Source organism: Kitasatospora sp. NPDC087861, from assembly GCF_044742585.1.
GTDB lineage: Bacteria > Actinomycetota > Actinomycetes > Streptomycetales > Streptomycetaceae > Kitasatospora.
On sequence record NZ_JBIUUS010000052.1, the window covers coordinates 1 to 22,116 of the forward strand.

9 protein-coding genes are annotated in these 22,116 nt (G+C 73.5%); 6 read left to right on the forward strand and 3 right to left on the reverse strand.

Going from position 1 to position 22,116, the window contains the following annotated elements; translation table 11 throughout:
* Positions 1-2,593, reverse strand: a 2,593-nt coding sequence (locus tag ACIOJE_RS37690) for a M28 family peptidase (protein ID WP_400782795.1), incomplete at its 3' end; no start/stop codon positions are given.
* 302 nt (positions 2,594-2,895) lie between these two features.
* Between ACIOJE_RS37690 and ACIOJE_RS37695 the strand changes: the two genes are divergently transcribed.
* From ACIOJE_RS37695 to ACIOJE_RS37720, 6 genes are all read left to right on the forward strand, one after another.
* Entirely contained in the window at positions 2,896-4,341 is a 1,446-nt protein-coding gene (locus ACIOJE_RS37695; protein WP_400782798.1) for a helix-turn-helix domain-containing protein, read from the forward strand.
* A 379-nt stretch (positions 4,342-4,720) separates the two neighbouring features.
* The gene (locus ACIOJE_RS37700) at positions 4,721-5,578 is read left to right on the forward strand and encodes a sterol desaturase family protein (RefSeq protein WP_400782800.1); all 858 of its coding nucleotides are present in this window, start codon (positions 4,721-4,723) and stop codon (positions 5,576-5,578) included.
* A gap of 67 nt (positions 5,579-5,645) precedes the next feature.
* Positions 5,646-14,888, forward strand: coding sequence for an amino acid adenylation domain-containing protein (locus ACIOJE_RS37705; RefSeq protein ID WP_400782802.1), 9,243 nt, complete (start codon positions 5,646-5,648; stop codon positions 14,886-14,888).
* Entirely contained in the window at positions 14,875-16,554 is a 1,680-nt protein-coding gene (locus ACIOJE_RS37710) for an NAD(P)/FAD-dependent oxidoreductase (RefSeq protein ID WP_280685196.1), read from the forward strand. Before ACIOJE_RS37705 ends, ACIOJE_RS37710 begins: the two co-directional genes overlap by 14 nt.
* 17 nt (positions 16,555-16,571) lie before the next feature.
* Positions 16,572-18,236: an NAD(P)/FAD-dependent oxidoreductase gene (locus tag ACIOJE_RS37715; RefSeq protein ID WP_280685233.1), complete on the forward strand. Its 1,665-nt coding sequence runs from the start codon at positions 16,572-16,574 to the stop codon at positions 18,234-18,236.
* Positions 18,233-19,288: an NADP-dependent oxidoreductase gene (locus tag ACIOJE_RS37720; RefSeq protein WP_280685195.1), complete on the forward strand. Its 1,056-nt coding sequence runs from the start codon at positions 18,233-18,235 to the stop codon at positions 19,286-19,288. Before ACIOJE_RS37715 ends, ACIOJE_RS37720 begins: the two co-directional genes overlap by 4 nt.
* Before the next feature lie 61 nt (positions 19,289-19,349).
* Here ACIOJE_RS37720 and ACIOJE_RS37725 read toward each other — a convergent pair whose 3' ends face one another.
* Both ACIOJE_RS37725 and ACIOJE_RS37730 read right to left on the reverse strand, forming a co-directional pair.
* On the reverse strand, positions 19,350-20,735 hold the full coding sequence (locus ACIOJE_RS37725; protein WP_400782806.1) for a hypothetical protein: 1,386 nt from the start codon (positions 20,733-20,735) through the stop codon (positions 19,350-19,352).
* 136 nt (positions 20,736-20,871) lie between these two features.
* Complete coding sequence (locus tag ACIOJE_RS37730) at positions 20,872-22,101, reverse strand: pyridoxal-phosphate dependent enzyme (RefSeq protein WP_400782808.1); 1,230 nt, start codon at positions 22,099-22,101, stop codon at positions 20,872-20,874.
* Between the last annotated feature and the right edge of the window lie 15 nt (positions 22,102-22,116).

The window sequence follows — 22,116 nt, forward strand, 5'->3', positions numbered from 1 at the left end:
CCTCCCGGCCGCGTTGCGGTACCGGATCTTGTACTCGTGCGGGCACCGGGGCCACCGGGACTCGGGGTGCTCGCACTCCTTGAAGAAGGAACCCATGCCGCGGATGAGGCTGGTGGTTGCCATGATCGATCTCGCTCCCCGGGCGTCTTGCTGACGTTCTGCTGACCCCGGATGGTCGATCAAGTCCCTGAGCTGGGACGAACCGCCGAAAGCGTGCTATGTAGTAGGACTTGATCGCGGAGCGCTGGGCGGAGCTCAGCTGGCCGACGTAGGACTGCGAGCCCTGCAGGCCCTGCTCCTCACCGGTCCACCAGGCGAACCGGACGTGCCGGGTCAGGGTGGGGTTCTGCTGGGCGAGGACGAGGGCGTTCTCCAGCAGGGTGGCCGAGCCGGAGCCGTTGTCGTTGATGCCGGGGCCGGCCGAGACGCTGTCCAGGTGGGCGCCGAACATGGTGACCTGGTCCACCGGGCCGCCGGGCCAGTCGGCGATCAGGTTGTTGGACTGGTAGGTGCAGGAGGTGCAGGTCTGCTCGGTCACGGTGTAGCCGGCCGCCTGCAGCTTGCCCTTGATGTACGCCACGGACTGGCTGTGCCCGGCGCTGCCGGCCCGGCGGTTGCCGCCGCTCTGGCTGGCGATGGTGTTCAGCTGGGCCAGGTGGGCCTGGACCTTGGCGACGTCGATGTCGGGCGCGGGCCCGCCGGGGTTGCCGCCGCCGACGGTCAGGGTGTACTGGGCGGTGTGGGTGGCCGCGCCGGCGGTGCCGGTGACGGTGATCACGTAGGTGCCGGCGGCCGCCGAGGAGGACGCCGAGAGCGTCAGCGTGGCGGACGAACCGGTCTGCACCGACGAGGGGTTGAGCGTCGCGATGACCCCGGCCGGGGCGCCGGAGGCGGTCAGGTTGACGGTCTGCGCGGTGCCCGAGGTGACGGCGGTGCTGACCGTCGCCGTGGTCGAGGCGCCGGGCTGGACCGAGCCGGAGGCCGGGCCGAGCGCGAGCGAGAAGTCGTTGTTGCCGGATGGCGTGCAGGTCGGGTCACCGCTCTGCGCGGGCACGCTGATCGCGTCCCAGGCGGCCTTGGCCCGGTTGAAGTAGGTGCAGGACGGGTCCAGGTTCTTCGCCGCGGTCAGGGTCGCGGTGCGGTAGCGCTTGTACGTCATGCCGCTGGTCTTGAGCAGCATGCCGCCGTAGAAGACCCGGCCGGCGTCCTTGATGCCGATGCCGGTGACCGAGGAGTTGTTGCAGGTCGGGCTGGTGGGCTTGCCGCCGCCCGGGTTGGAGCCCTCGGCGAGCAGGTAGAACCAGTGGTTCAGCGGGCCGGCGGCCGCGTGTTCCTCGGTGTTGGGGATGGAGGAGGAGTAGCAGTTGGGGTTGTTGCTCACCAGCGACGGGTTGTACATGTTCCGGATCGGACCGCTGCCGACCAGGTTGATCATCTCGCCGACGGTGTAGTCCGGAGAGTCGTACGGCGCGGGCTCGTTGGCGTACGACTCGGTGAGCGCGCCCATGATGTCGCCGGTGGACTCGCCCAGGCCGGACTCGTTGTTGGCGCCGCCCGGGGTGTACTGGTCGATGCCGTGGCCGAACTCGTGCCCGACGACGTCCATCGCGGCGATCCACTCGCCGGCCTGGCTGTGGCCGATCGATATGGAGCTGCCGTTCCAGTAGGCGTTGACGTCGTTCAGGCCGACCTTGACCGGCCAGCTGCCGCCGTTGCCGTCGTGCCCGTTGCGACCCAGCCAGTCGCGGAGCATGTCCCATTCCTTCTGGGCCGCCCACATGGCGTCGCCGCAGCCGGTCTCCTTGCTGGACGGGTTGCCGGTGCCCCAGGAGTCGCTGGACTTGGTGAAGACCTGGCCGGTGCCGTAGTCGGAGCAGGTGAGGCCGGGCCGGTTCGGGTCGCGCAGCGAGTACGAGCCGCCCGAGCCGCTGGTGCTGATGGTGACCGGCGCCGGGCCGTTCCACTTGCTGTTGACGGTGCCCGCGCGGACGTCGTCGTAGGAGTCGATGACCTCGCCGGTCGCGGCGTCCACGAAGACGTGCAGCCGGCTCGGGGCGCTCTCGCTGCGGCCGGTCAGCACGGTCTCCCAGGCGAGCCGGCCGCCGGAGCCGTCCTTGACCCGGACGACCAGCCGGGGGGACTCGACCTTGTCCACACCGGCGAGCTTGGTCCGGGCGGTCTTCTCCGCCTTCGCCGCGCTGACCTGCGGGGTCGTCGAGCCGCCGACCGGGCCGGAGGCCGCCGACTGGAGGCCGCGGACCTTGCCCTGGCCGTCGGCGAGCACCACCGCGTCGCCGCCGACCACCGGCAGGCCGCGGTAGCTGCGCTCGTACGCGACGGAGTACAGGCCGCCGATCCAGGGGGTGACGGCCCGGCGCTCGTAGGTCTCGCCGGGGCTCTTGGCGAGGGCGTCCACCCCGGCCGCCGCGGCGGCGTCGGCGGCGTTGACCGCGGCGCTCAGCGCGCTCGGTGGTGCGGGGGAGGGGGCGGGCGCGGCGGTGGCCGGCCCCGCGGTGGCGGCGATCATGCCGGCCAGCACGGTCAGGGTGGTCGCCGTGGTCAGCAACCGTCCTGTGGAAACTCTGCGTTGCATCGAGGCTCCTCGCATGTGGGGGTCCTCGACCGCGGACGGCATGGCTGGTGGCGCACCGCAGGGCCGTGTCTGGGGGGACGGCCGTGCGGGCCGTCCGCGCTCGGGTGCCGGAACCCTCACATGGCGTCATGCTCTGGTCAATGGCTGGTGCGAGCGATGCATAGGGTTGGCAAATTCCGTCAAGCTGGGCTTTCCTCCAGGTGGTTGAGACCACCTCATGTACGGACCGGGTGCCATCGAGTACCGTCCTCATCGTCGGGAGGTCCGCGACAGGCCCGGGGGTCCAACCGGAGGAGGCAGCCGTGCACCGGAACCGCGTGGCCGCGGCGCGGGCGTCCGCGCCTCCCTCCCGGCCTTCCCCGCCGCCCGCCCAGGACCCGGACGCCTGGCGGGACTTCGGCGCCCGGCTGCGCCACTGGCGGCGCCGGGCCGGCCTCACCCAGGCCCAACTCGGCGCCGGCATCGGCTACGACCACACCGCGGTGAGCAAGATCGAGCACGGCGCCCGCCGGGTCACCCCGCGGATCGTCGACCGGATCGACGAACTTCTCGGCGCGGGAGGTGACCTGCGCGCCGCCTGCCAGCGTGCCGAGACCGCCGAGCTGCCCTCCCTGGCGGCCTTCGCGCCGGGCCTGCTGCGGCCCCCGCTGCCCACGGCCGCGAGCGGGCCCGGCGGCCCGGTCCGGCGGACCGCCCCCGCCCAGCCGCCACCGCGGCTGCCCGACTACGGCCTGCTCTGCCCGCTGCACGGCGCCGACGGCTGTGACGTCCCCGACCCGGTCGAACTCGCGGCCCTGCACGCCGAGTTCTGCGCCGCCGACCCGGCCGCCGCGCCGCCCCTGGACGCCGCCACCGCACACGCCCTGACCGGGCTGCTCGCCGCCCACCTGCGCTCCGGCGAGACCGGCGGACTGCCGGGCCTGGCCCCCGCCGTCGAACGCACCCTGCAGGCCGTGCTCGCCCGGCTCGCCGCGGCCTCCGCGGCGCAGCGCCGCCCGCTCGCCCGCCTCGCCGCCGAACACGCCCACGCCGCGGGCGCGCTGCGGATGCAGGGCGGCCGCAACGCCACCGCGATGGCCTGCTTCGACCGTGCGCTCGCCTGGGCCGAGCTGGCCGGGGACCAGGCCACCCAGGTCGCCGCGCTCAGCGACATGAGCACCCTCGCCCGGCTGGACGGCGACCCGGCCGCAGCCTTCGGCTACGCCCGGGAGATCGGCCGCGCCGCCCCCGGCCGGCACTGGTCCGGCGCGATGGGCCAGATCGGCCAGGCCCGCGCGCTCGCCCTCACCGGCGACGTCCGGGCCACCGTCCGGCACCTCGGCCGTGCCCGGCTGCACCTGGACCACATCGGTGCCCGGGACGAGGACGACGCGCCCTGGCTCTCCATCGCCTCGATGCGGCTGCGGGTGGAGTCCGGCGCGGCCGCCGCCCTGCGCGACCTCGCCGCGGTCGTCGACGACCCCCGGCTGGCCCGGCGCGCGCTGACCGCCGCCGAGACCGCGCTCGATCTGCTCGGCCCGGCGCAGCTGCCCGCCAGCCGACTGCTGTTCACCGTCCGGGTGGCGGACTGCCACGCCTGCGCGCACGACCCCCGGACGGCCGTCGAACTGCTCGGGCCCACTCTGGAGACCGCCCCGGTCGAGGCCCTGCCGGCCCTGGTCGGGTACGAGCTGCGCGGCCTGCGCGACCGCCTCGCGGCGCATCGGCCGGACACGGCGCGGCGGCTGGCGGAGCTGGCCGGATCGTGACGGTCGGCGGCGATCGCGCCGTCCGCGGGCCGGGTGCGACCCGGGCCGCCGTCACCCGGTCGGCCTGGTCGGACGGAAAAGTTGACCGGCGGCCTCGCGTGCCGGGCGGGCGCGGGTTCCACCGGACGGGACGGACGGGATCGACGGGGGCGCGCACCTGCGCTCGGCGCACGATCTGACCGGCCCGCGCGCCGGTCTCTCTCGCGCATACTGACGAACGCGCCCCCTTCACTCCGGTCAAACGTCAACTTTGTGCACAGATCTTCCGCCGATCGGGTCATTCATGGCGTTAACACGTCGAATGACTGCACCGGCTGACGGGTCCCGCTAGAGTCTCTGACGTTTCCAGTCGTTAGCCCGCGAATAACCAAGGGGGCGTGTGCTGTCCGCCATTGCACGCCGGCTCGCTCATCCGCTTCTGCTCCTAGGGGTGCTGTGCACGGCCGTCGCCACGCTGCACTTCCATTGGGAGCCCGACCGGGTCTCCCCGCTCGTGCTGATCGGAATCCTCGGGTACCTGGCCGTGCTGGAACGGGTGATCCCGTACCGGACCGACTGGCATCCGAGCAGGCGTGAACTCGGCTGGTACGCCGCATATTTCGTGCTGAGCATGGCCGGCGGCGCACTCGCCCAGGGGCTGGTGACGGCGCTGGTGGAGGTGCTCGGGCCGGCCCGTCCGGCACTCCCGTTCGCGGTGGAGATCCCACTCGCACTGCTGGTCGGCTCGCTCGGCGACTACCTCGTCCACCGCTGGTCGCACCACAACCGCTGGCTCTGGCGTCTGCACGGCGTACACCACGTGCCGGACAAGGTGAATGTGGCGAACAACGGTGTGAACCATTTCCTGGACGTGTTCGTCGCGCAGTCCGTGGTGCAACTCTCGCTGGCGCTGATCGGATTCTCGGCGGAATCTGTGTTCGCGGTCGGAATATTCATTCTTGCGCAGGGGTATTTCGTTCACGCGAACATCGACGTCCGCCTCGGAGTGCTCGGTCACCTGCTGGCCGGCCCCGAGCTCCACCGACTGCACCACAGCACCGACCTCGCCGAGGCCGGGCACTACGCCTCCGACCTCTCGCTGTGGGACCACGTGTTCGGCAGCTTCACCTGGCGCCCCGGCCGGGTGCCCACCGCCGTCGGCCTCGCCGATCCGGCCGCCTTCCCGGCCACCGGCGAGCTGGGCGCCACCCTGCTGCACCCCTGGCGCCGGATGAAGACCACCGAGCCGTCCGTCTGACTCGGCCGGCGAGGCCGCCTCCTCCGCCCGTGTCCGCGCCGCCACGCCCTCACCCTCGGATTGGATCATGACCACCTCGCCCTTCGCCGCGCCCTGTGACCGGATCGCGATCACCGGCATCGGTTGCCGCCTGCCGGGACACGCCAACGACCACCGGACCTACTGGCGCAACCTCGTCGAAGGTCGGGACTGTCTCACCGCGACACCCGCCGACCGCTACGACACCGGCACGCTCGGCAGCCAGGACCGGTCCAAACCGGGGCGCCTGATCGGCGGCCGGGGCGGCTACATCGACGGCTTCGACACCTTCGACCCGGACTTCTTCGGCATCAGCCCGCGCGAGGCCGAGCACATGGATCCGCAGCAGCGCAAGCTCCTGGAGGTCAGCTGGGAGGCCCTGGAGGACGGCGGCCTGCGCCCCGGCGAACTGGCCGGCTGCGACGTCGGCGTCTACATGGGGGCCTTCACCCTCGACTACAAGATCCTGCAGTTCGCCGACCTCGACTTCCGCACGCTCGCCGCGCACACCGCCACCGGCACCATGATGACGATGGTGTCCAACCGGATCTCGCACTGCTTCGACTTCCGCGGCCCCAGCGTGTCGATCGACACCGCCTGCAGCTCCTCCCTGGTCGCGGTCCACCTCGCCTGCCAGAGCCTGCTCCGCGGCGAGACCGAACTCGCGCTGGCCGGCGGTGCGTTGCTGCACATGGCGCCGCAGTACACGATCGCCGAGACCAAGGGCGGCTTCCTCTCCACGGACGGCCGCTCACGTGCCTTCGACGCCTCCGCCGACGGTTACGTCCGGGCCGAGGGCGTCGGTGTGGTCGTCCTCAAGCGGCTGTCGGACGCGCTGCGCGACGGCGACCCGGTGCACGCCGTCATCCTCGGCAGCGGCGTCAACCAGGACGGGCGCACCAACGGCATCACCGTCCCCAGCGCGGACGCCCAGGTCACCCTGATCGAACGGGTGTGTGCCGAGGCCGGGGTGCTGCCCGGCAGCCTGCAGTACGTCGAGGCGCACGGCACCTCCACCCCCGTCGGCGACCCGATCGAGGCCGCCGCGCTTGGCCGGGTGCTCGGCATCGGCCGCCGCCCCGGCGCCCGCTGCTACGTCGGCTCGGTGAAGACCAACATCGGGCACACCGAGGCCGCGGCCGGCGTCGCCGGGCTGATCAAGACCGCCCTCGCCCTCGAGCACCGGCGGATCCCGCCGCACCTCAACCTGGAGCGGCCCAACCCCGGCATCGACCTGGACGCGCTGCCCTTCGACATCCCGACCACCCCGGTCGACTGGCCCGAGCACGACGGGCCGGCCCGGGCCGGCGTCAACTCCTTCGGCTTCGGCGGCACCAACGCGCACGTCCTGCTGGAGGAGCCGCCGCGCCCCGCGCCCGCCGCCCCGGCTCCGCAGCCGGCCTGCACGGTGCTGCCGCTGAGCACCAAGGACGCCGCCGGGCTGCCCGAACTCGCCGCCGGCGTCCGGCAGGAGCTCGCCGCCGGGGTGCCGCTCGCCGACCTCGGCCACACCCTGGCCCACCGCCGCCAGCACCTGCCCGAGCGGCTCGCGGTGGTCTACTCCACGCAGGAGGAACTGGACGAGGCACTGGCCGCCCACGAGCTCGGCGAGGCGCACCCCCGGGTCGTCCGGGGACGCGTCCGGGAGCGCGGGCAACGGCGCCTCGCCTGGGTGTTCACCGGCATGGGCCCGCAGTGGTGGGGCATGGGCCGGGGCCTGTACGAGAACGAGCCGGTCTACCGGGCGGCCGTCCAGGCCTGCGACCGGGAGATCCGCGAGCAGGCCGGCTGGTCGCTGCTCGACGAGATGCACCGCGACGAGGCCGACTCGCGGATGACCGAGACCTGGCTCGCCCAGCCCGCCAACTTCGCCGTCCAGCTGGGCCTCTCCGCACTCTGGCGCAGCCACGGCCTACGCCCCGACGCGGTGGTCGGGCACAGCACCGGCGAGGTCGCCGCCTTCCACGAGGCCGGGGTGTACGACCTGGCCGACGCCGTCCGGGTGGTGCTGGCCCGCAGCCGCCTGCAGCAGCGGCTGGCCGGCACCGGCACCATGCTCGCCGTCGGCCTCCCGGAGGCGGAGGCGGAGCGGCGGATCCGCCCGTACCGCACCCGGGTCTCGCTGGCGGCCGCCAACAGCCCCTCCACCGTGACCCTGGCCGGCGACACCGACGCGCTGCGGGAACTCGCCGAGGAACTGCGCGGGCAGGAGGTGTTCACCCGCTTCCTGGACGTCGAAGTCCCCTACCACAGCGTGCGGATGGACCCGATCCGGGACGAACTGACCGCCGCGCTCGCCGTGCTCAAGCCGAACGAGGCCCGGCTGCCGCTCTACCTCACCGCCTGCGAGGGCCTCGCCCGCGGCCCCGAACTCGACGCCGAGTACTGGTGGCGCAACGTCCGCAACCCGGTGCGCTTCCGGGCCGCCGTCGAGCGGATGGCCGAGGACGGGCACGGCCTGTTCCTGGAGCTCGGCCCGCACCCGGTGCTCGGCCACGCGATCCGCGAGTGCGTCGACGGCGCGCACACCCTGCCGTCCATCCGCCGGCGCACCGATGAGTCCGCCTGCTTCACCCGCAGCCTGGCCGAACTCCACACCCTGGGCGCCGAGGTGGACTGGAGCGCGCTGCACCCGGGCGGTCGGCCGGTGCCGCTGCCCGGCTACCCGTGGCGGCGCGACCGGTACTGGGTCGAGCCGCCCGCCGTCCGGCAGGTCCGGCTCGGCGAGGTCGACCACCCGCTGCTCGGCCGCCGTACCGGGAGCGCCCAGCCCGCCTGGAGCACCGCGCTCGACCCCGAGCGGCTGCCCTACCTGGCCGACCACCGGATCGAGGGCCAGGTCGTCTTCCCGGCGGCCGGGTACCTGGAGATGGCCGCCCAGGCCGTCCGCGCGCTCACCGGCGGCACCGATGTGGTGATCGCCGCGGTCGAGCTGAACCGGGCGCTGTTCCTCTCCGACACCGAGCCCGTTCCCGTCCAGCTCGGCTACGCCCCGGAGGACGCCCGCTTCACCATCGCCTCCACCCCGGCCGGCGGCGAGCCGGTGGTGCACGCCGGCGGCCGGGTACGGGTCGGCCAGCGCCGCGCCCACGGGCCGGCACTGGACGCCGAGGCGATCCGCTCGCACGGGCGGCGCTTCGACGGCCCGGACTGCTACCGGGGCCTCGCCGCCCGCGGCTACGACTACGGGCCCGCCTTCCAGGCCATCCAGGAGGTGTGGGTCGGCCCCGGCGAGGCGCTCGCCCGGATCAGCCCGACCGGCCGGCTCGGCCCCGACGCCGCTGACCACCACCTGCACCCGGTGCTGCTCGACGCCTGCTTCCAGACCCTGCTCACCACCCGGCTGCTCGCGCCCGAGGGCGGCGGTGTCCGGCTGCCGGTGTCCATCGAGGAGGTCCGGCTCGACGAGATCGGCGACCGGCCGATCTGGGCGCACGCCACCGTCACCCGGGACGGCGGCGAGGAGATCGTCGGCGACCTGGCCCTCTACGCCGAGGACGGCACCCCGCTCGGCCGGATCACCGGCTTCCGCGCCGCCGACGTCGCCCAGGCCCCGGCCTCGGTCGGCCTCGCCACCATCGACGGCTGGCTCACCGAACTCGCCTGGGTGGACGCCCCGGTGGCGCCCGCCGCCGACGACCCCGGCGACCTGCTGCTGTTCGCCGACGCCGGCGGCCTCGCGGAACGCCTCGCCGCGCTGGCGGCCGAGCGCGGCGCCCGCTGCCACCTGGTCCGGCCCGGCGCCGGTTACCAGCCGGGCGACGGGCACAGCACCGTCCGCCCCGACTCCGCCGAGGACCTCACCCGGCTCCTCGCCGACCTCGACCCCGGCTACCGCACCGTCGTCCACCTCTGGAACCTCGACCAGCCCGCTCTCGACGCCACCACGGCCGACCGGCTCGACCAGCTCGCCGGCCTCGGCGCGTACGCGCTGATCGCCCTCGCCCAGACCCTGCCCACCGCCCGCCCGGACGCCCGGCTGCACATCGTCACCCGGGGCACCCAGGCCGCCGCCCCCGGCGACCGGGTCGAACCGCTCGGCGCACCCGCCTGGGGCATCGGACGCGTGCTGTGGCAGCAGGAACTCGTAGCCCAGCGCGGCACCCTGATCGACCTCGACCCCGCCGTCGAGCCCCTCGACCAGGCCGAGGCACTGCTCGGCGAACTCGCCGCCCGCGACGAGCAGGAGATCGCCCTGCGGGCCGGGCGGCGCCGCACCAGCCGGCTCCGCCAGGCCGAGGGACTCACCCGCCCGCTGTCGCCGGTCCTGCGCCCCGACGGCAGCTACCTGGTCACCGGCGCGTTCGGCGCCCTCGGCCGGCTGCTCTGCCGCGCGCTGGTGCGGCGCGGCGCCCGGCGGCTGATCCTGGTCGGCCGCACCACGCTGCCCGAGCCCGCGCAGTGGCCGCACACCGACCCCGACAGCGCCGCCGGCCGGCGGATCGCCTTCCTGCGCGAACTGCAGGCACTCGGCGCCTCGCCGCTGCTCGCTCCGATCGACGTCACCGACGAGGCGGCCCTCGCCGGCTGGCTCGCCGACTACCGTGAGCGCCAACTCCCGCCCATCCGCGGTGTGTTCCACCTCGCCGGGCAGGTCAAGGACGTGCTGGTCCCGCAGATGGACCGGGCCGCCTTCGACGCCGGGTACGCCCCCAAGGTGGTCGGCGGCCACCTGCTGCACCGGCTGCTGCGCGACGAACCGCTCGACCACTTCGTGCTGTTCGCCTCCGTCGCCTCGCTGCTCACCACCGCCGGGCAGACCAACTACGCGGCCGGCAACGCCTTCCTGGACGCCCTCGCCCACCACCGCCGGGCCGCCGGGCTGCCCGCGCTCAGCCTCGACTGGGGCCCGTGGGCCACCGGCATGATCGAGGAACTGGGCCTGGTCGCCCACTACCGCGACGCCCGCGGCATGAGCTCGCTCCCGCCGGATGCCGGAACGGCCGTGCTGGAGCGCGTCCTCGGCCAGGACCGCGCCCAGCTGCTGGTCGCCACCGTGGTCGACTGGCCGACCTTCCTCGCCTGGTACCCCGCGCCGCCGCCGCTGGTCGCCGAGCTGGCCGCGGCCGCCGCCGAGCAGGCCCCCGCCGAGACCGGCGGCTTCCTGGACGCCTACCGCACGGCGGATCCGCTGGCCCGGCGGCAGCTGGTGGCCGAGCGGTTCACCGCCGCCGCGGCGGCCGTGCTGCGGATCGGCGTCGAGCGGATCGACCTGGACACCAGGCTCGGCGCGCACGGCCTGGACTCGCTGCTCGCGATGGAGCTGCGGGCCCGGGTGCACGGCGAACTGGGCGTCGCCCTGCCCGTGGTGGCGCTGCTCAGCAACGGCACCGTCGGCGACCTGGTCGACCTGCTCGGCGCGGGCCTGACCGAGCGGCTCGCCGACGAGGGCGGCCCGGTGTCGGCCGAGGTCGAGCTGTACACCGACGAGTCCCGCTACCCGCTCACCCACAACCAGCAGGCGCTCTGGTTCCTGCGCCAGCTCCACCCGGACGGCTTCGCGTACAACATCGGCGGCGCCGTGGAGGTGCGCGCCGAACTCGAACCGGAGCTGGTCTTCGCCGCCTTCCGCACGCTGGTCGCCCGGCACCCCGGGCTGCGGGCCGCCTTCACCGCCGAGGAGGGCCGGCCGGTCCAGCGGATCCGCGCGGAGGTCGTGGCCGACACCCGGCTGTTCGACGTCGAGGGCCGTTCGTGGGAGGAGATCCACGAGCTGATCGTCGCCGAGTACCGCCGGCCGTACGACCTCGCGAACGACCCGCTGGTCAGGCTGCGGCTGTTCCGGCGCGGACCGGACCGCTGGGTGCTGATGAAGGCCGTCCACCACATCGTCTCGGACGCGATCTCCACCTTCACCTTCATCGAGGAGCTGTTCGAGGTCTACGAGGCGCTGCGCAAGGGCGCCACCCCCGAACTCCCCGCCGTGGCCGCCCGCTACCTCGACTTCCTGAACCACCAGAACCGCTTCCTGGCCGGCCCCGACGCCCGGCGGATGCTCGACTACTGGCGCGGCCACCTGCCGTCGGAGATGCCCGTCCTCGCGCTGCCCACCGACCGGCCCCGGCCGGCGGTGCAGACCCACAACGGCGCCTCCGAGTTCTTCCAGCTCGACGCCGACCTGACCGCCCGCGTCCACGAGCTGGCCCGCGCGCACCACGCCACCCCGTTCATGGTGCTGCTCAGCGCCTACTACCTGCTGCTGCACCGCTGGTCGGGGCAGCAGGACATCGTGGTCGGCAGCCCGGTCACCGGCCGCACCCAGGAGGAGTTCGCCTCCGTCTACGGCTACTTCGTCAACCCGCTGCCGCTGCACGTCAGCCTGGCCGGGGAGCCGACCGTGGCCGACCTGCTGGGCCGGGTGCGGGAGAGCGTGCTCGGCGGCCTGGACAACCAGGAGTACCCGTTCCCGCTGCTGGTCGAGCAGCTGGGGCTGCAGCACGACCCCAGCCGCTCGGCGGTGTTCCAGGCGATGTTCATCCTGCTCACCCACAAGGTCGCCGTGGAGCGCTTCGGATACCGCCTGGACTACATCGAACTCCCGGAGGAGGAAGGACAGTTCGACCTCACACTGTCCGCCTACGAGGACCGCGCGGACGGCCGCTTCCACTGCGTGTTCAAGTACAACTCCGACCTCTTCGAGTCCGCCACCGTGCAGCGGCTGGCCGCGCACTACCGCAATCTGCTGGACACGATGACCCGGGCCGGCGCCGATCGCCCGGTCGGCCGGCTGCGGATGCTCGACGAGGCCGAGCGCCGCCGCATCCTCACCGGGTTCAGCGGTGCCGACCGGCGGCTGGACCACGACACCCCGGTGCCCGAACTGATCGCCAAGGCCGCCGCCGAACACCCCGAGGCCATCGCCGTCACCGCCCCCGGCCCGGCCGGCGTGCGCCGCCTCAGCTACGGCGAACTCGACCGGCGGGCCCAGCGGACGGCCCTGCGGCTGCGCGAACTCGGCGTCGGGGAGGGCTCGGTGGTCGCGGTCTGCCTGGGCAAGTCGCCCGAGCTGATCGTCACCCTGCTGGCGATCTGGCGGGCCGGCGCCGCCTACCTGCCGCTCGACCCCGGCCACCCGGCCGACCGGCTCGCCTACCAGGTGGCCGACGCCGGCGCCGCCCTGGTCGTCGTCGACGAGCGGAACCCGCACGGCGCCGAACTGCCCGCCCGGCCGGTCACCCTGGAGGACCTCGACCAGCCCGCCGCCGAGACCGGCCCGCTGCCCGCCGCCGACCCGGACCGCCCCGCCTACGTCATCCACACCTCCGGCTCCACCGGCCGCCCGAAGGCCGTACGGGTCGACCACCGCAACCTGGCCGCCGTCACCGCGGGCTGGCGCGCCGAGTACCGCCTCGACACCGAGGCCCGGGTGCACCTGCAGATGGCCGGGACCGCCTTCGACGTGTTCTCCGGTGACCTCGCCCGGGCGCTGAGCACCGGCGGCACCCTCGTCCTGGTCGACCGCGACCTGCTGTTCGACACCGCCCGGCTCCACCGCACCATGCGCGAGGAGGCCGTCGACTGCGGCGAGTTCGTGCCCGCCGTCGCCCGCGCCCTGCTGGCCCACTGCGAACGCGAGGGCCTGCGGCTGGACTTCCTGCGGCTGCTGGTCGTCGGCTCGGACTCCTGGAAGACCGCCGAGCACCAGCGGCTGCGCGCCCTGTGCGGACCGGACACCCGGCTGGTCAACTCCTACGGCCTGACCGAGGCCACCATCGACACCAGCTACTACGAAGGCGCGGCGGACGCGCTGGAACCCGGCCGGATGGTGCCGATCGGACGGCCGTTCCCCAACAGCACGCTGTACATCCTCGACCCGTACGGTGAACCGGTACCGCCAGGCGTGGCAGGCGAGTTGTGGATCGGCGGCGCGGGCGTCGCGGCCGGCTACCCCAACGACCCGGAGCAGACCGCCCAGCGCTTCACCGCCCTGGAGCTCGACGGCCCGCCCGCGCGGCTCTACCGCACCGGCGACCTCGGCCACTGGGACACCCACGGCACCGCCCACCTGCTCGGGCGGATCGACAACCAGGTCAAGGTGCGCGGCCACCGGATCGAGATCGGCGAGATCGAGGCCCACCTCGCCGCCCGCCCCGAACTCGCCCAGGTCTGCGTGACGGTCCGCCAGGACGCGACCGGGGAGAGCGTGCTGGCCGCCTACCTGGTACCCGCCGAAGGGGCGGCACTGGACCGCCGGGAGCTGCGTCGCCACCTCGCCGAGCACCTGCCCACCGTGATGATCCCCTCCCACCTCACCGAACTCCCCGCCCTGCCGCTCACCCCCAACGGCAAGGTCGACGTGGCCGCCCTGCCCGAACCCCGGGTCGACACCGGCGGCGCACGGCACGAACCGCCCGTCACCCTCTACGAGCAGCGCACCGCCGAGCACTGGCAGAACCTGCTCGGCGTGGAGGAGGTCGGCCTCCAGCACGACTTCTTCGAACTCGGCGGCAGCTCCATCCGGCTGATCGAGCTGATCCACCACCTGCAGACCGAGTTCAACATCAGCATCCCGGTCGGCCTGCTCTTCAAGGTCACCACCCTGCACGGCATGGCCCGCACACTGGAGCAGATCATCACCGGCGAGGTCGCCGGCGGACAGCCGTACCTCTGGTTCAATCCCGCCGCGCCGCAGGAGCGGACGGTCTTCTGCTTCCCGCCGGCCGGCGGCCACGGCCTGGTCTACCGCCAGCTCGCCGCCCACCTGCCCGACCACCGGCTCGCCGCCTTCAACTACCTCACCGGCGACGACAAGACCGCCCGCTACGCCGACCTGGTCGAGGAACTGTACGAGGAGGGACCGTACGTCCTGCTCGGCTACTCGCTCGGCGGGAACCTCGCCTTCGAGGTGGCCAGGGAGCTCGAACGGCGTGGCCGGACGGTCGCCTCCGTCTTGGTGGTGGACTCCTACCGGATCCCCGAGCCCTTCGACCTCGGCGCGGAGCACCTGGCCGTGTTCGAACGCGAACTCCACGAACACCTGCACCGGCACACCGGCTCCCGGATCGTCGCCCAGGAGACCCTCGAACAGGCCCGGGACTACCTGGAGTTCTGCAGCCGCACGCCCAACCTGGGCGCCGTCGACGCCCCGCTCAACGTGCTCTGCGAACCCGACCGGCTGGCGCTGCACGCGGGCGGCGAACGCGGCTCCTGGCACGGCGCCTCCACCGCCGGCACCGCCGTCTACGCCGGCCACGGCAGCCACGCCGAGATGCTGGACGCCGAGTTCGCCGCCCGCAACGCCGAACTCGCGGGCGCCATCCTGGCCGGAGGCACCGCCGATGGCCGGGCCTGACCGCGGACCGGACTGGTCCGAACGGGAGCGGGCCCCCGGCGGCCCGCCCCGGGTCATCGTCATCGGCGCCGGCATCGGCGGCCTGGCCACCGGCTGCTACGCGCAGATGAGCGGCCTGGAGACCCGGATCTTCGAGAAGCACTCGCTGCCCGGCGGCTGCTGCACCGCGTGGTCCCGGCACGGCTACCTGTTCGACTACTGCATCGACTGGCTGATCGGCACCGCCGAGGGCACCGGCGCGCACCAGGTGTGGCGCGAACTCGGCGCCCTCGACGGCAAGTCCATCACCCGCTTCGACGTGTTCAACCGCGTCGTCGACGAACACGGCCGCGCCGTCACCTTCTTCGGGGACCCGGACCGGCTGGAACGGCACCTGCTGGCCACCGCCCCCGGCGACGCCAGGCCGATCCGCGCCTTCTGCCGGGACCTGCGCCGCTTCGCCGCCATCGACCTGCCCTGGGACCTCACCCCGCCACCCCTGCGCAGCGCGGCCGAACGGCTGCGCACCCTGCGCACCGTACTGCCCGCGTTCCGGCTGTTCTGGCGCACCGCGACGACCCCGATGAGCGGCTTCGCCGAGCGCTTCCAGGACCCGCTGCTGCGCCGGGCGCTGCCCAACATGTTCCTGCAGGAGCCGGCCGGCTTCCCGCTGCTGCCCTACCTGTACACCCTGGCCGCCGCGCACAACGGCAACGCGGGCTTCCCGCAGGGCGGTTCGCTCGGTCTGGCCCGCTCGGTGGAGGAGCGCTACACCTCGCTCGGCGGGACGATCGGCTACCGCTGCCGGGCCGAGCGGATCCTGGTCGAGGGCGACCGTGCGATCGGTGTCGAACTCCGGGACGGATCACGGCACTTCGCCGACCACGTGGTGGCCGCCTGCGACGGTCCGACGGTCATCGACCGGCTGCTGGAGGGCCGGTACTCCAGCCCCACCGTCGACCGGCTGTACGGCGAACTGCTCGACAAGCCCGGCAACCTCTACCCGGCCGTGGTCTCCGCCTTCGTCGGCATCGACGGCCCGCTGCCGGCGGGCGAACCGCACAGCACCACCTACCTGCTGTCGGCCGAACAGGGGGCCCGGCTGCCGGGCTCGCTCCAGCACAGCCTGGTCGTCCAGCTGCGCTCCGCCTACGCGGACGGCTTCGCGCCGCCCGGCAAGTCGGTGCTGCACTGCACCTACTTCAGCGACTACCGCTCCTGGAAGGACCTGCGGGTCGCGGACCGCCGCGCCTACCGGGCCCGCAAGCAGGACGTCGCCGCGTTCGTCCGGGAGTTCCTGGAGCGGACGTACCCCGGGCTCGGCCGCCGGATCGAACTGGTCGACGTCGCCTCGCCGGTGACCACCGAGCGCTTCACCGGCAACACCTACGGCAGCATCCTCGCCTGGCAGGCCTTCTCCGAGGCCGAGGACGCCGCCAACCGTCTGGTCAACCGGGACCGGATGCGGCTGCCCGGCCTGCGCGGCTTCTCCATGGCCGGGCAGTGGACGGCCCTCGGCGGCCTGATCCGCGCCGCCACCAGCGGCCGGTATGCCGCGCAGTACCTCTGCCAGGAGCTGGGCCGGCCGTTCCGGGCCTGGCCCAGCGACAACCAGGAACCCTGGCACGCGGGCAAGTGGGGCCGCCTGCCGCAACTCGACCGGGCCACCGTGGGAGTTCCGGAATGAGCACCAGCAGGCAGACCATGGTGATCGTCGGCGGCGGGCTCGGCGGCCTGTCCACCGGCTGCTACGCGCAGATGAACGGCTACCGCACCAGAGTCCTGGAGATGCACGAGCTGCCCGGCGGCTGCTGCACCGCCTGGGACCGGGGCGAGTTCACCTTCGACTGCTGCGTGAGCTGGCTGCTCGGCAGCGGCCCCGGCAACGAGATGCACCAGATCTGGCTCGAACTCGGCGCACTGCAGGGCAAGCTGATGCGCAACTTCGACGTCTTCAACGTGGTGCGCACCCGGGACGGCCGGGCCGTCTACTTCTACTCCGACCCGGACCGCCTCGAAGCGCACCTGCTCGACCTCGCCCCGGAGGACGCCCGCCAGATTCGGCAGTTCTGCGCAGGGTTGCGCACGTTCCGGCTGGCCCTGGCCCGTTACCCCTTCCTCAAGCCGGTCGGACTGATGGGCCGCTGGGAGCGCTGGCGGATGCTGGCCTCCTTCCTGCCGTACTTCAACGTCATCCGCCGCTCGATCACCGTGCTGATGAGCGACTACTCGGCGCGGTTCAGCAGCCCGCTGCTGCGCGAGGCGTTCAACTTCATCCTCTACGAGAAGCACCCGAACTTCCCGGTGCTGCCCAGCTACTTCCAACTCGCCTCGCACGCCGGGCTGTCCGCCGGGGTGCCGGAGGGCGGATCGCTCGGGCTGGCCCGCTCGATCGAGGAGCGCTACCGGCGGCTCGGCGGCGAGATCACGTACAACACCAAGGTGACCGAGATCCTGGTCGAGGACGACCGGGCCGTCGGGGTCCGGCTGAGCGACGGCCGGGAGGTGCGCGCCGACATCGTGGTGGCGGCCTGCGACGGGCGCACCACCATGCTGGACCTGCTCAAGGGCCGCTACCTCAACGACACCTACCGCCGCCTGTACACCCGGACCATCACCGAGCCCGGCATGGTCTTCCCCGGCTACCTGACCGTCTTCCTCGGTCTGCGCCGCCCCTTCCCGGCGGGCGACCCGTGCACCACCTACCTGCTGGAGGACGAGGTCGCCGAGCGGCTCACCGGAATCCGGCACCCCAGCATCAACATCCAGTTCCGCAGCCGCCACTACCCCGAGCTGTCGCCCGCCGCGACGACCGTCGTGTACGCCAGCTACTTCTGCGACATCGCCCCCTGGCGGGAGTTGAGCACCGGGCCCGAGCAGGCGCCCCGGATGCGGCGAGGGGAGGAACTGCACACCCTGCCGGTGGGCCGGGGCCGCGAGTACCAGCGGGAGAAGCGCCGGGTGCGGGACGCCGTCATCGACTTCCTGGACGGACACCACCCGGGCCTGCGGGACGCGGTGGCCGTCAAGGACGTCTCCACCCCGCTCACCCAGGTGCGCTACACCGGCAACTACGACGGCACGGTGCTCGGTTGGCAGCCCTTCGTCGAGAGCGGCGAGACCCTGGAGGAGGAGATCAAGCGCAACGGACCCGGGCTGCCGGGCCTGGCGAACTTCTACCTCTCCGGTGTCTGGGCGACGACCGGCGGCCTGATCCGCGCGGCCGCCGCAGGTCGGCACGTGGTCCAGTTCGTCTGCCGCGACGACGGCAGGCCGTTCACCGCCACGGTGGACGACACCGCTCCGCCGCCCACCCTGCTCGTCGAACCTGTCGGGCCCGTCGACCGACAGTTTGGAGTCACCTCATGAGGATCGAGAAGTGGATCGTCCGCGAGCACGTGGACGGCGTCCCGGATGTCGAGCGGATGTACCGGAAGGTCGTCGAGGAGGTGGAGGTCAGCCTCGCCGCGGACGAGATGCTGCTGCGGACGCGGTACGTCTCGGTCGACCCGTACCTGCAGGGGATCGCCCTGGACACCCCGATCGGCGACCACATGGGCGCGGACTCGATCATGGAGGTCCTGGAGGCCGGGCCGGCCGCGCCCTTCGCCGTCGGCGACCTGGTCCAGGGCTTCGGCGGCTGGCGCAGTCACGTGATCAGCAACGGTGCCCCCGCGCTCTGGCAGACCGGCACCTTCCCGATGGTGTTCCCCGCCTACCGGCGGCTCGACCGGGGCGACTACGACGAGGCCCTGCCGCTCTCCACCGCCCTCGGCGTGCTCGGCGGCCCCGGGATGACGGCCTGGGGCACGACGGAGAAGTTCCTGGACGTCCGCCCCGGGGACACCGTGCTGGTCAGCGGGGCCTCCGGGGCCGTCGGCTCGCTGGTCGGCCAGCTGGCCAAGCACCGCGGCGCCCGCGTCATCGGTACCACCGCCACCCCGGCCAAGGTCGCCCGGCTGCTCGACCTGGGCTTCGACGCCGCGCTGCTCTACCGCGACGGCGACGACCCCGAGAAGCTGCGGGAGGAGCTCGCCGTGCTCGCCCCGGACGGTATCGACCGTTACTTCGACAGCCTCGGCGGTGCGCTCACCGACGTGGCCTTCACGATGCTCGCCGTCGACAGCCGGGTGGCCGTCTGCTGGCAGTGGGGGAGCCAGGTCGGCGGCGACTGGGCGGGCCCGCGGCTGCTGCCGATGATCATGTTCCCGCGCACCACCATCCGCGGCATCTTCTCGCTGGAGTGGTTCACCGAGGAGAACTGGGCGGCGCTGCGACGGGAGTTGGGCGCCCTGGTGCGCAGCGGCGACCTCGACTACCAGGAGACCGTCCACCAGGGCTTCGACAACATCCCGTCGGTCTACCGCAGCCTGTACGTCGACCGCTCCGCGAACCGGGGCAAGGTGCTGGTCGAGGTCTGAGACCAGGACGGGCCGGCACCGGGGCGGGCGCCCTCGCGCGCCCGCCCCGGTGCCGTGGTGCTCAGTTCAGGGTGAACCAGGTGCTGCGGGACTTCTTCCACTCCGGGTGGGTGAGGTCCTTGGCGGCGGTGCCGTCGTTGTAGAGGTCGGCGGAGCCGTCGTCGGTGATCAGCTGGGCGCGGGCGCCGGGGGTGTCGAGGTTCGGCACGTCCGGGACGGCCTCCCAGGCGCCGGCGTCGCTGGTCGGCAGGTCGAGCAGCTTGACCGGCTTCGAGCCCGGCTGCCCGTTCCAGCGGTAGAGGGCGTACGGGGCGGAGTTGTCCTCGGCGGCCCAGGAGCCGGCCACGATCAGGTACTGGCCGAGGTCGTTGCGGCGCAGGTCGCGGATCGAGAGCCCGCCGAGGTCCAGCTCGATCGGCTCGCCGAAGGTCGCATGTGCGGCCGAACCGTCCAGCAGCGACGGGAGGTTGGTGACCGGCACGAGCAGCGCCCGGCCGCCGGTGACCGCCGGGGTGAGCGGCGCGCGGAAGCCGATGTACGCGGTGGTGCTGCTGCCGGGGGCGAACTCCAGGCCCTCGACGTTGAATCCGTCGATCTGCTTGGGAGCCTGCCCGTCCGCCGCGCCCGCGGCGAAGCCGTAGCGGTCGCCGTGGGCGGAGTCCCAGGCGATCAGGTCGTCGCGCAGGCCGTGGTACGAACCGGCCAGGGAGAGCTGGGTGTTGGCGCCCGAGCCGGTGACGGTGGTGGTGAACAGGGTGTGCCGGTCGGGCTTGACCTGGCCGTCCTTGTTGTTGCCGAGCGAGCCCGTCCAGTAGATGGTGTCGCCGACCCGGGTGGCGGCCTCGATGTCGATCTCCTTGGAGACGCCGAGTGCGTCGCTGAAGTCCCAGGTGCGGATCGGCGCACCGGAGTTGTTGCGGTCGTACAGCCGCAGCACGTTGGACTCGTCGTCGCCGACCAGGATGTAGCCGCCGCCCGCGTCCACCGCGGCCGAGGCGTCGCTGGAGCCGGTCAGGTAGCGGCTGGCGGCCGCGTACTGGACGGCGGGGGAGGCGGCGTAGTGCAGGGTGCGGGTGGCGGTCTTGCCGCCCAGGCCGGTGACCTTGATGGTGAGGTCGGTGTAGCCGACGCCCTGTGCGGCGACCGTCAGGGTGCGGGTGCCGCCGGTGCCGGTCACCGCCACGTCGCCGGTCCGCGCGACGGCGCTGCGGGTGCTCGCGGAGGCGGCGACGGTCAGCGCCGAGGCGGTGGCCCCGCTCTGCGCGACCGTGACGGCCACGGTCGGGTCGCCGGTGGCGCCGACGGCGCCGGACAGGTACCCGGCCGAGAAGGCGATGGTCGGAGTGCCGTAGGAGGCCGCGGCGGCCGGGACGACCGGCAGGGCGAGCACGGGCACCGCCGCGACGGCGACGGCCAGCGGCAGCAGACGGCGGGGAGAACGGGTCACGGTGACAGCCCTTCGACGCGCGGAGAGGACGGGGGCGGTGCGGATCCGGACCAGCCTGGGCGGCCCCGGCGAACGCCGACCCTCCGTCAGCGGACCGGGCGGCGAACAGCAGGCCTCCAACGCCGGTCGTCGGGGGTCAGCCGCGGATGCCGGCGGCGTGCAGTCGGTGGCGGACGTCCTCCCACTCCGGGGTGACCGGCTCGGTCGACCGGGTGCCGACGCCCCGGTCCTTGAAGCCGCTGGACGTCGACACGCAGACCACCGGACCGTCCACCGGGCCCTCGCCGTGCAGGCTGCGCAGCCCGGCGAGGCCGGCCGCCGCGGACAGTTCCGTCCAGAGCCCGGCTCGGGCCAGTTCGGCCTGGGCGGCGGCGAGTTGGCCGTCGTCCAGGGTCAGCGCCCGGCCGCCGCTCGCGCGGACGGCGACCACGCCCCGGTAGCCGCTGACCGGGGAGCCGATCGAGTACGCCTCGCTCGGCCCCACCGCCACCCGCGCCGCCGGGAGGCCCTGGCGGACGGCCTGGGCGAGCGGCGCGCCGGCCGCGGACTCGCAGGCGTGGATGCGCGGCACCCGGTCGGCCAGGCCGAGTCGGTGCAGTTCGCTGAAGCCCTTCCAGACGCCGAAGAGGAGTTCCCCGTACCCGGTCGGCACGAACACCGCGCTCGGTACGCCGATGTCCCGGAAGATTTCGTAGGCGACGGTCTTGTAGCCCTCGGGGCCGTACGCGTGCCCGGTGTGGGTGGCGGTCAGGTTGCTGACCGGGTGCAGGCCCAGCCGGTCGACGACCTGCCGCAGCAGCGGCCAGCGGGCCTCCCACGGCACCGGCAGCACCACCGCGCCGTAGGCGTTGAGGAACGCGTCGACGGCCGGCGGCAGGTCCGGCCCGGTGAACACCACGCAGCGCAGCCCGGCCCGGGCGGCGTAGGCGGCGGCGGAGGCGCCGTGGTTGCCGGAGGAGGCCACCGCGATCCCGGGCGCGCCGACGCCCACGGCCGCGCTGGTGGTGCAGCGGTTCAGCCGGTCCTTGTGGCTCCAGGTCGGGTTGCGGGCCTCGTCCTTGACGTACACCCCGGGTTCGAGCTCGACCAGCGGCGTGCCGCCCTCGCCCAGGCCCGGCGCGAGCAGCGGCGGCAGCAGCGGCGCCCACCGCTCCAGCCCGCCGCGTGGCGCCCCGGCGTCCGCCGCCGGGGCGAACAGGGCCGCCGCGTCGGCCTTCTGGTAGGCGTAGTCGACCTCGACGGGGTAGCCGAGGTCGGGCGTGCCGGTGCGCGGACAGCCTGCGGTGAGCGGGGGCCACAGCGGGTAGTCGAGGGTGGGATCGCCCAGGGAGCGCTGACCGGTTGCGAGGGAGCCGTCTGTCGCCATGTCAGGAGCTTAGGG

What these genes read in the sequence shown, in the direction of transcription:
- ACIOJE_RS37720 (WP_280685195.1), top strand. Translation starts at nt 18,233, where the DNA reads ATGAGGATCGAGAAGTGGATCGTCCGCGAGCACGTGGACGGCGTCCCG.
- ACIOJE_RS37730 (WP_400782808.1), bottom strand. Translation starts at nt 22,101, where the DNA reads ATGGCGACAGACGGCTCCCTCGCAACCGGTCAGCGCTCCCTGGGCGAT.
- ACIOJE_RS37710 (WP_280685196.1), top strand. Translation starts at nt 14,875, where the DNA reads ATGGCCGGGCCTGACCGCGGACCGGACTGGTCCGAACGGGAGCGGGCC.
- ACIOJE_RS37705 (WP_400782802.1), top strand. Translation starts at nt 5,646, where the DNA reads ATGACCACCTCGCCCTTCGCCGCGCCCTGTGACCGGATCGCGATCACC.
- ACIOJE_RS37715 (WP_280685233.1), top strand. Translation starts at nt 16,572, where the DNA reads ATGGTGATCGTCGGCGGCGGGCTCGGCGGCCTGTCCACCGGCTGCTAC.